Consider the following 10,570-nt stretch of genomic DNA (forward strand, 5'->3'; position numbering starts at 1 on the left):
TTCAATGTTTAATTCAACATTAACAGAACAGCCTTATATTACTTACAGTGTACTCCATTAATCTTTAAAGGAAGAAATACACAATTTATCTTTAATTAATTCTGTCTTTTCAGCACTCATATATGGAATTTTATGTCCTGCATTAGAAATTGCTGCCAGTATTCTTATAAAGCCTTTGGTTATCCCCAGTTTATTTTCCAGAATATTCCGATTAAAAGTAACAATTTGTATTTTTTCAAATTTTATTATAGTTGTAGTTGTGCCAAAAATTCCTGATTTTACTTTTATCTGGCTATTGCCAATATAACTTCCCTCTGTTTTGTATGACAATATGTTACATACAATAATCCACAACATAATCACTGCCAATACCCCTATTTCTACTATCAACGGAATACCTAAAACAATATTACATCCACAAAATGTCACTATGCAGATTATATATTTTACAATAATTTTTAGCATCTTTATAACCCACACTGACTTTGGTTGTCTTTCTGTTTCACAGGAAAAGCTTTCGGAAAATTCCGGCAAAAGCCTTTTTATGATTTTTTCTGTGTTTTCCCAGGTGTCATAAAAAGTAAAGTATGTCTGCTCCTGCTTTTCATCTCCCATACCTACATTTACAATTTCCACTGCATATTTCTTAAACAATCTGGCAATAAAAGTCTGATGTACAATAATGGCATTTATTCTGTTGACAGGAATGGCAAAATTAACCTTTTTAAACAATCCGTATTTTATATATATCTTGTTATTCTTTCTTTTAAGCTTAAAGTCATACAGCTTAAGGAAATTTTTAACAAAACCTGCACCGGTACCTAACGCCAGAGAAAACGCCACTGTAATTGCTACAATAAGTACTCTGAAACCATCTCCATCAAAACCTGCTGTAACAAATTTCGGGATAATACTAACTATACTCCCAATACTTGCTATAAAAATAATTATTCCTAAAATACTTATTGAATATAGTCCATTCATAATAATGTTTCTTTTATTAGCAACCACATCATAATCTTCATTATTTAAAATTTCCTGCTCTACCACATCATCCCCATCACCCTTTATCCGGTTTATATGTTTGATAATGTAATTTCTTAATTCCTCAGCCTCTTTTTTCTTTAGAATTATTTTAACATCCGTGGTGTTAGCCGTGGATAAGCTATCTGTATCAAATTTAACCTTGCAGGTTCCTATTAACATTTCAAACAGATTTTGTTCCATATTAACATTGGATATATTTTTAAACCCAATAGTATTCTTTAGTGAAATAATTGTATTTCTCTCCACTGACAATGTATCATTATCAATTACAATCCATGTTTTATACCATACCCTGAAACGCCATGCCACAAATATTGCTATAATCACAATAAAAATCAGCAAAATAAAGACAACATAAACGGTTTCTACTGAAAATCCTCCACGGGATATATCCACTATCATATCAATAATATCATCGGGACTTCCCATAATAATAACCACCAGTGCTATTAATGCTGCCCCAAATTGTTCCACAACACTGGTCCAATGATTTCTAAATCTCTTATTTTCCATAGTCCCACCTACTTATCATCCAATTTTTTTACGTTAATGCCTTGAGTTTCATGGTCTAAAACGTCACCATTTTTTTGTATATCCGCTTCTCTTTGGCAAACTGCTATTTTGTTTATCCTGCTTTTAAGATTTTCGGCTATATTTTCTGCCTTTTCCTCGTCTAAAAACCTGATAACCACATCTCCTCCGGCAGTCGTTACCACAATCTTTGCCACTTTACAGATTTTATCGAAAGGTCCTCTTTGAATCTGCAACTTGTGAAGACGTTCAATAGGAACAATATTTCTTTCCACAAATATGTATCCCTCAACAATATCTATACACTCATCGTCAATTTTATATCTGTATCTGTGAAATCTGAAAACAGGACTTACTATACAATTTATTACCATCAAAATTGTCACTATAACAAGTATAACTGTTCCAATTGTAAGATTATTAGGTATAAAAATAGCAAGTTCCACTACAAGTGCAATAATAAGATATACCACCGTAGCAAAACCTGCTGCCATATACATGTTTTTTAAAGCTCTTTTAGATAATTTTTCGTACATATTAGTCCTCCTGTAAATAAACTTACTGTAAGTTTACCATATAGTTCATGACTAATCTACCAAAATCATCCATTGTCTTTATTCACCTATATTGTTTTTCATCTTTGTTAGAGATAATATTCTATGCCTTCACTTCCCCCAATACTGTAATGTCCTTTTCAATTTCTTCCTCTACTTCGTCTTTTATATTTTCCGGAAGTACCTCTAAAGTAAAGGCTGCCACTGAAAAAGGAACTGCGAAAAGGCTTGCCATATATCCGAACTCCTTACATGTAAAGTACGATATAGCAACTCCCACATGAAACCATATAAGAGAATTGCCATAAAATTTGCCTTTTTCTAACTGCTCCGGATTTTTGTCTAAAAGATATTCAGTAAAACCGATTACACACTGTTTCAAGTTATTAGTTGAAAAAATTGTTGCACTATTATATTTTCCAACGCCGTGAAAAACACTCCACTGGGTTGACATCATAAAAAATATAGGAAGAAGTCCCACCAGAGGATTGATACTTTTTGGCATGAAAACCAATGCAATCATAATTATAATTTCCACGGTAATTGCGTATTTCCTTGTATTAACATTAGTCATTTTTCCTAAGCAAACGCAAATTGCGATTGCCGTAATGTAAAGCACAAAAGCTAAAATTCTTAAGAAAAAATCAAAATAATTTTTTCCTAAAAGAGTACACACAATATCTATCATATTCGTAGTCTGGGCTGATCCCATATTTTCAAATCCATTAACTATGGCATATGCCCCAAAAAATCCACCAATTATGCACATAAGGCTATGAATGTACATTTCTTTACTTCGGAAGTTCATTTTCTAACACCATCCTTTATGTTTTCTTCCGAGATACTATCATAGCACTTTTTTGAAAATTGGCAAATTTATTTCTTATAATTCTCATAAGAAGGCTTTTTATAATCAGTTTCTTTCCATATTTTGTCGGCAACTCCTGCCCACTCTTTTGCATATTCACTACATTTTCCGCACAAATGCTCTACCGTCTCCGGTGATTGCAGGTCTGTTGACTTAGCCCTTGTTTCCTTCACCATTGGCATTAATATGAAAATAATTCCTTCCTCCTGCAATACATCCGCCAACAAACTCTCCATCATTTTGGAAATCCATAGTAAAAATTCCAGGTCCATTGCTTTCATAACTTTGCCATACACGCCTTCACCACGTCTTAAATCATTAACTCCCTCAAAACCTTCAAGACTTATGGCAAGATAGAAATTACCCACTTCCTGCATTTGTTTACACAATTTTTCGTCTACTAATGTGCCGTTGTTTTTAATACATTTGGATTAACTTCCTTAAGCAACCTGTCAATTTTGTGTGTCATTGTTCCCATATTACTTACCTCCACGTTTCGACATTATCACTTATTAAAAAAAATTTAAATGTCCATTTTTTTACATATGTATAACTTGTTGGTAAGTATTATTATTTGAGCATTTTTAGAATATATTCTGAAATCCGTTTATAAATTAGTCGTACAAACCTATTTTCTTGTTTTTCCGGTTTTTACCTTACACCAATATGAATAAACTCTCTTTCCTTTTACACAATAATATGTTCTTATTCTCACATAATATTTTTTCTTTTGTTTTAACTTCTTTATGGTCTTTGAAGTTGTTTTATAGTTTTTGATTAAAACTGTCTTTGCCTTTTTAAACTTCTTAGAGGTAGAATACTGTATCTGATATCCTTTTACTCCCTTAATCTTCTTCCAGCTTATTTTCAATGATTTCTTAGCTTTTTTAATAGATTTAATGGATGTAGCTTTTGGTCTTGTAACCTTTGTTGATGTTCCGGAAGTAGCTGTAGGTTTAGATGCAGGCTTTGTGGTATGAGGTTCTTTTGTAGTTTCTTCTCCACCTGTCACCTTTATATCTACAGATTTTACCAGACGTGCATCACTTATGGTAAGTTCACCATTCCTACATTCTGATGCTGCCATATGCATATGAAAACCTAAATTATATTTGCCCAAATCTAAGCCTGATTTTTCCAAATCTATTATTAACAACTTATCTGTATCATATAAAGATAATACCTTTTCATCTGCTGATACAAAATTATTATCATAATATACATTTTTAAACCAGTATGGCTTTGACTTAATCTCATCACTGCCTGACTTACCTCTAAATTCCAACCTGAATGTAGAAATATCACCGGTATATCTTATTACCAGATATTTATAAGAGCTGTCTGCCAGTCCCTTAAAGTTAACAAATCCCAACCACTGATAATCCTTATCTGTCCATGAATACGACCCAATCATTGCCTGATTTCCTTTTGGATTTCCATCAAGAACAATATCATCTGCACTTTCATTGTAAGTTACTGTTATATTCTTTTTAGGTGTAGCATCTCTACCACCTGCAAACTGGGATTTTAAATATTTATCTCTGTCTATTAACCATTGTCTTAAATATTCAATTGCACTATTATAATCCTTCCACTTAGCAGTACCTGCGTAACTAATGCCATCAGCGCTGTCTTTGTTGGTTACACTCCATCCTGCACCACCATTTTTCTTTGGAAGATAATTTCTTGCAAAAGAATTTTTATATGTAGATGTTATGCAATTAATTGAATTGCCGGTATTTCCATAAATCATATTTGAAATAAGTCCTGATACCTGACTGTAACGTTCAGACACCATATTATAAAACTCCGGCATTTCCATAAGTTTTTTAAACCATGTAAACTGCTGACACCATAATCCCTTACTGCTGTCACCATTTTCAAAATAAGTAGGATAATTCACCGGATTGGCATTTCCGCCGGACAAATCCAAATCCCATAATGGTCCTGCATACAACACACCGTCTTTTATGTAAAACCTTGTGGAGCTGTAATTAAAGTCTACATTTTTAAACAATTCATTTACAATATAAAAATTAGCAAATGATTTTACATCCACAAACTTAGATATTTCCTCAAAATCACCATTTTCCAATGCTGTTTCAAATCTGTTTAACACTGTAAGGGTCTGCTTATACTGCTGCGTATCTTCCGAAAGCCCTTCCGGGTCACCTACATTAAACCTTATTCCATATCTTATGGTTCTAAGATAAGTCTGTCCCTCTTCTGTTCTGTCATATTCCTTTTCAAGAAGAACATCATTTGAATCCTCAGTATTAATGTTTACTCTGCTTTCCCCCACTTCCACAGATTCAATTAGCAGATAATTTCCGTAATAAACATCATTTATGTATAAATCAACAAACGTGCTTTTACTTGTGTACTTAAGTCCTAAATTTGTGGCAAATTCCATGGCAAGACGATTTCTAATTAAAGACTTATCAAAGGCATTTGCCAATAGACTCCATTTCTTTGCCTTGCCCATTCCAAACACATCTTTAGCCTTTGAGAATGAAATATTAAATGGCTTTTTATCAGCCACTGCTGTTGAATTTCCTCTTACCTTAATTGTTCCATCAGACTCTATTGTGTCATAAATTGCATTATCTTCATACAAATCTCCACCTTCTTTATCTACCACGGTAATCTGCGCCGGAACCTTTTTTTCTTTAGTTATGGTGGTTCCATCGGTAGTGACATAAATCGTACGAATGTCTCCCGGCTTCCTTTGTTCATTAGCAGATACGCTTTTTCCATTACACAACGCCCCTGAAACGACAATCAAAAATGCTGTCATTGTAATTAGGAATTTTCTAAGCATAATCCTTTCCTCCGTTCATTTTGTTTTATCCTATATTGCACTTCCTATATTTAATTTAACCCGTTCATCTCATTGATATAATTGTATCAGAGTATTGTATTTTTTTTAATAAATTAAATACACAAAAATAAAAAGAGGCATAATGCCCAAAAGCAAAAGCCTCATTTTATGCTAATTAACCATTAATATTTTATAATAATATTTTTAAAATCAAAATCTATTTTTTTGTAACTTCCATTTACAACCTTTAATATATTATCATACAAATATATATGACCTGCATTATTGCTCATTAATGCATTTTGGTACAAATAATCTGCAATGTCATATATTTTAATCTTCTTAACATTGCCATACACATAATTACCATTTTTTAACTTTGCGTATGCTCTGACACTTATATTACTGTTATAAAACGAAGCATTTTTAATAAAAGTCATAGTCATGGCATAACTTTGTCCCATTGGATAACTGCCATAATTATTGTCCATTCTTCCGGCATCACTTGCCTGATAATTTACTACGGCATTATTTGTACTTCCAATAACCATATCCGAATCATTTACTGATAATCCGTATATAAGGCCAAAATTTTCCACTTCACTGTCAGAATCTTCAAGAGAATAAATTACCCTGTATCCTTCCTTTGTGGTACTTATCTGACATCCATTAATTTCTAATTTAACATTAGTGCTTTCCGGCGGAGTAGTCTCCGGTTCCGTAGGTTTTTCACTTCCTGTTGCATCCTGCAAATATTTCCAAGGCTCCGAACCATTGTCTGTGGCAACTCCCGGAGTATCTCCCTGCGTCCACCATGATGCCTGCCATATTTTTCCATTATATAAAACCTTATCACCCTGGGAATACGCTGTACCCTTCTTCCATTCCTTAATAACCTCACCATCTAATTCATAATCTCCATCTGAACCTGCCGGTGGAATTGTGTATGCATTATCCCCCATAAAGGTTTTAAATACATTGGTATGTTCATACATTCCCGTAATTCCCTTATTAGCGCCATACTGCTGACAATCACGGTTTAAGCACCAAAAAGATGTCATTCCAATATTTTCCTTTATTGCCTTATCATTTACGACCTTTGAATAATCAGTAGTCCAGATTGGGAAACTTGCACTTTCCTCTCCTATGGAAACTGTAACTCCAACCTTTTCATATGCTTGCGAAGTACTAAGTGACTTTCCATTATTTTTGTATGTACTTAAAATCTGACTTGCTGTATTATCAATAGCACGGACTGATGCACCTGCGTAAGTTTCCCCGGGTAAAATAGTTGCGTTACCATAGCACATAGCCATAATGTTTACCATTTTAACGTCCACACCATTTTCTATATATGCCTCTAAAGTTCCAAGTCCTAAATCTGTCAATCCTGTAGGCAATACCGGAAGTGTAAGTACAATTTCTATACCTGTGGTTTCCTGAACTCTCTTAAGTGCTCTGGCATTAGCAATATTAATCTGTTTGCCCTGAGCACCGCCTTCAATATCCAAATCAAGCCTCGTAAGTCCGTATCCCTGTATTACATCCATGTATGAATTGTATAAAATATCTTCATCCTGAGTTTTCTGGAAAAAGTTTCCCTCGTTCAATCCTCCGATAGATACGATAACATCGCCACCTTTTGAACGGATATACTTAATAGATTCTTTAATGCCGTCAATCTGCCATGTATCAGTTGCTTTTTCGCTTAATGTGGAATAGCCACCCCATGACCAGTCAATAACCCCATCTGTAATGCCACCTGTTGCAGTAGTCATTATAAAACCTAAGTTATAATATAAAATCCCCGTGTCCTTGTACATCTTCTCCAGACTAAGAGTTCCCGCCGAAGAATAATTCTTATCTGAAACATAAGATACAATATCCACAAAAGGTGCAAAGATATGATCCGGAATCTTCTTTCCTTCACCGACTCCGTAAGCTCCCCGATCAGCGTAAATTGCTGCCTTAGCTGTCTTTGGCGTGATGGTCATTGAGCCGATAACCAACACAAATGCTAACAATCCTGTCAAAAATCTTTTTGACCATTTTTTTAAAATCCCCATTTACTTCCTCCTTAAAGATTTTTTTAACCCCTTAAGTATATCAAAAGTATAGAATCATTTCCACCAAATGGGAAAAAAAAATTGTTTTATCTACTCAAAATCCAGTTCCACAGGACAGTGGTCTGACCCCATTATTTCCGTATGAATTTTGGCATCCTTCATTCGTTCTTTTAAATCCTCAGACACAAGGAAATAATCTATACGCCATCCTGCGTTCTTTTCCCTTGCCTTAAATCTGTATGACCACCAGCTGTACACCGACTCCAAATCGGGATAAAAATATCTGAAGCTGTCCACAAATCCACTGTCTAACAACTCAGTCATTTTTTCTCTTTCTTCATCAGTAAATCCGGCATTTTTCCTGTTTGTCTTTGGATTTTTCAAATCAATTTCATTGTGTGCCACATTCATGTCTCCACATACAATTACCCCTTTTTTCTCTGCAAGACTATTTAAATATTTTCTAAAATCATCTTCCCATTTCATTCTGTAATCAAGTCTTGCCAACTCATTTTGAGAATTAGGAGTATAAACAGTAACCAGATAAAAATCCTGATATTCTAATGTAATTACTCTGCCTTCTAAATCATGTTCTTCTATATTAATGCCATAAGAAACAGAAACCGGTTCATGCTTTGTTAATATTGCAGTTCCTGAATATCCCTTTTTAACTGCATAATTCCAATACTGATAATATCCCGGTAACTGAAGGTCAATCTGCCCTTTCTGCAACTTAGTTTCCTGAAGGCAGAAAAAGTCTGCATCTAACTTTTCAAAATCCTCCATAAAGTTTTTCCCTACACAGGCTCTTAACCCGTTTACATTCCATGATATAAATTTCATAATATAATCTGCCTTTCCATAAGAAAATTGTTTTGTTATTCCACCTGCTTTATTTTAATTTAAATTTCATAAATACCGGCTGATGGTCTGAATATAAAAATCCGTTATCCTTAACTGTATAATCCGTCATTTCCACATTATCCGAAATAATAAATCCATCTAATATACAGGTAAAAGTTTTTCCCGGAATATATTCAGTATCATCATTTCTGTTAGAATCTGCCAGACTGTCGTACTTTTCCTTTGATAGCTGATCCATGGCAAATGAAAGACCTTCCGGCATTTTGCTTCTTGGAAATGGATATGCCCAACTTTCATATTCAACGCTGTCATCCTCTGCTAATTTTAAGTCATGATTAAAATCACCGCCACAAATAACATAATTTCCTTTATCCATTTCAGACTTCATATCCTGAAAAAGCATGGAGGTTTGAGCCTCTCTTATTTCATCACTGTTTCCATATGCAGACATGTGAACGCCGTAAATAATTAATTCCTTTCCGTTTTCCACCGGCACTCTGCTTACGCTGTAACATCTGTCTAAATCCAACAATTTAGAAAATGATGTGGAAATAGGAAAGCTTCTTCTTAGGGCAGAGGTTATCTCGTACTTTGAGTAAACACTAATACCAGAATATGATTTTCCAATAGGTTCATTGAAAGGATAAAATAAATATGCAGAATCATAGTTTACTGCGAAATTCTGAAAATATCCCTGAAACTTTTTATTAATAAGATTTTCCTGATTTACGTGATAACTTCTGGTGGAATCCCTGTCAACTTCCTCAAAAATCATAAAATCAGGATTTTCACTTTTGGCATAATCTGCTGCTCCATTAATGGCATCTATACCTGACTGCCTGCTAAAGCATCTGGAATACTTGCCTCCATCCATAAAGAAACTGTAATCCGGAGTATATGCACCAAATCCCACATTATAAGTACCTGCTGTATATTCCACTCCTGTCTTAACCTTGCTTCCTTCCGTGGCATTTAAAGAATTGATTTCAATAAGCTGCTTATCCTTAATTCTGTGATAGGTTCCAAATACATATAGAACATACACAATCACCACCAACAAAAATGCCGCAATAACAGACAACAGAGTTACTACTATTTTCTTTTTAACTGACCATTTTTTCTTCATTTGTATGTTGCTCCTTTAGGCTATAAATATTTTCACTGTTATTATAAATGAATTTAATATGAGGTTAGTATAACATATTAGGAGGCGGGGAAGCAAACATGTCAGCAGATTTCTATACTTCCCTAAAATGAAATTTTAAATTCCACTCTCCCACTGTACAGTGGAATTTACTTTTACATAAACGGAATTTACTCTTTCACACCATTTTCCTCTATTATATTGCTTATTCCCTCTTCTTTTTGTATTCTTTTTCTATGCCTTCTGATGACGGTGAAAGGAGGTTCTTATGTCAAACCTTATTCCCGGGAATCAAAAACATTTAACTTTACAAGACCGTAAATTTATTGAAGACTCTTTAAATGAAAATCTTTCGTTCAAAGAGATTGCTAAATATCTTTGCAAAGATCCTACTACCATTTCAAAAGAGATACGCCTTCATCGTGTGGATGATATTAACCCCAAACGGATATTTAATAATCCACACAACTTCTGCACCCAAAGATTTCGATGCAAACGTACAAATGTCTGTGAAAAGATTATTCTTTGCGACATCAACTGTGCTTCCTGCATGAAGTGCAATCAGGTGTGCAAATCTTTTGTGAAGGAGTGCTGCTCCCGTTTGGACAGGGCTCCCTATGTGTGCAATGGCTGTGATAAACCACTTCATCGGTGTAATGTTCCTCATAAATACCG

8 protein-coding genes and 2 pseudogenes are annotated in these 10,570 nt (G+C 34.3%); 1 reads left to right on the forward strand and 9 read right to left on the reverse strand.

Annotated features, from left to right (window positions below):
* Nucleotides 1-57: 57 nt before the first annotated feature.
* The 8 genes and pseudogenes from H8S00_RS04430 to H8S00_RS04465 all read right to left on the reverse strand — a co-directional run bounded on the left by H8S00_RS04430 (nucleotide 58) and on the right by H8S00_RS04465 (nucleotide 9,877).
* Nucleotides 58-1,560 (reverse strand): PH domain-containing protein, encoded by a 1,503-nt coding sequence (locus H8S00_RS04430; protein WP_118588723.1) that lies wholly within the window; start codon nucleotides 1,558-1,560, stop codon nucleotides 58-60.
* An 8-nt stretch (nucleotides 1,561-1,568) separates the two neighbouring features.
* Nucleotides 1,569-2,114, reverse strand: coding sequence for a PH domain-containing protein (locus H8S00_RS04435; protein WP_118588722.1), 546 nt, complete (start codon nucleotides 2,112-2,114; stop codon nucleotides 1,569-1,571).
* 121 nt (nucleotides 2,115-2,235) lie between these two features.
* The gene (locus H8S00_RS04440; protein WP_118588721.1) at nucleotides 2,236-2,940 is read right to left on the reverse strand and encodes a YoaK family protein; all 705 of its coding nucleotides are present in this window, start codon (nucleotides 2,938-2,940) and stop codon (nucleotides 2,236-2,238) included.
* 68 nt (nucleotides 2,941-3,008) lie between these two features.
* A pseudogene (locus tag H8S00_RS04445) lies at nucleotides 3,009-3,413 on the reverse strand (hypothetical protein); the annotation flags it as partial.
* Between the two features lie 215 nt (nucleotides 3,414-3,628).
* Nucleotides 3,629-5,821: a CotH kinase family protein gene (locus H8S00_RS04450; protein ID WP_118588720.1), complete on the reverse strand. Its 2,193-nt coding sequence runs from the start codon at nucleotides 5,819-5,821 to the stop codon at nucleotides 3,629-3,631.
* A gap of 182 nt (nucleotides 5,822-6,003) precedes the next feature.
* On the reverse strand, nucleotides 6,004-7,887 hold the full coding sequence (locus H8S00_RS04455) for a carbohydrate-binding protein (RefSeq protein WP_186840037.1): 1,884 nt from the start codon (nucleotides 7,885-7,887) through the stop codon (nucleotides 6,004-6,006).
* Nucleotides 7,888-7,977: 90 nt separating this feature from the next.
* Nucleotides 7,978-8,730, reverse strand: coding sequence for an exodeoxyribonuclease III (gene xth, locus H8S00_RS04460; RefSeq protein ID WP_118588719.1), 753 nt, complete (start codon nucleotides 8,728-8,730; stop codon nucleotides 7,978-7,980).
* A 49-nt stretch (nucleotides 8,731-8,779) separates the two neighbouring features.
* The gene (locus tag H8S00_RS04465; RefSeq protein ID WP_118588718.1) at nucleotides 8,780-9,877 is read right to left on the reverse strand and encodes an endonuclease/exonuclease/phosphatase family protein; all 1,098 of its coding nucleotides are present in this window, start codon (nucleotides 9,875-9,877) and stop codon (nucleotides 8,780-8,782) included.
* A 286-nt stretch (nucleotides 9,878-10,163) separates the two neighbouring features.
* On the opposite strand from H8S00_RS04465, the pseudogene H8S00_RS13795 reads away from it, so the two are divergent.
* Nucleotides 10,164-10,253: pseudogene (locus H8S00_RS13795) on the forward strand (hypothetical protein); the annotation flags it as partial.
* Between the two features lie 42 nt (nucleotides 10,254-10,295).
* On the opposite strand, the gene H8S00_RS13700 reads toward H8S00_RS13795, so the two are convergent.
* A partial coding sequence (locus H8S00_RS13700; RefSeq protein WP_207721403.1) for a hypothetical protein occupies nucleotides 10,296-10,570 on the reverse strand: 275 nt, incomplete at its 5' end.

The sequence above is a fragment of the Eubacterium segne genome, assembly GCF_014287775.1.
Taxonomy (GTDB): domain Bacteria; phylum Bacillota; class Clostridia; order Lachnospirales; family Lachnospiraceae; genus Eubacterium_G; species Eubacterium_G segne.

Coding starts and splice junctions, on each gene's coding strand:
- xth (WP_118588719.1), bottom strand. CDS start 8,730: ATGAAATTTATATCATGGAATGTAAACGGGTTAAGAGCCTGTGTAGGG.
- H8S00_RS04435 (WP_118588722.1), bottom strand. CDS start 2,114: ATGTACGAAAAATTATCTAAAAGAGCTTTAAAAAACATGTATATGGCA.
- H8S00_RS04430 (WP_118588723.1), bottom strand. CDS start 1,560: ATGGAAAATAAGAGATTTAGAAATCATTGGACCAGTGTTGTGGAACAA.
- H8S00_RS04450 (WP_118588720.1), bottom strand. CDS start 5,821: ATGCTTAGAAAATTCCTAATTACAATGACAGCATTTTTGATTGTCGTT.
- H8S00_RS04440 (WP_118588721.1), bottom strand. CDS start 2,940: ATGAACTTCCGAAGTAAAGAAATGTACATTCATAGCCTTATGTGCATA.
- H8S00_RS04455 (WP_186840037.1), bottom strand. CDS start 7,887: ATGGGGATTTTAAAAAAATGGTCAAAAAGATTTTTGACAGGATTGTTA.
- H8S00_RS04465 (WP_118588718.1), bottom strand. CDS start 9,877: ATGAAGAAAAAATGGTCAGTTAAAAAGAAAATAGTAGTAACTCTGTTG.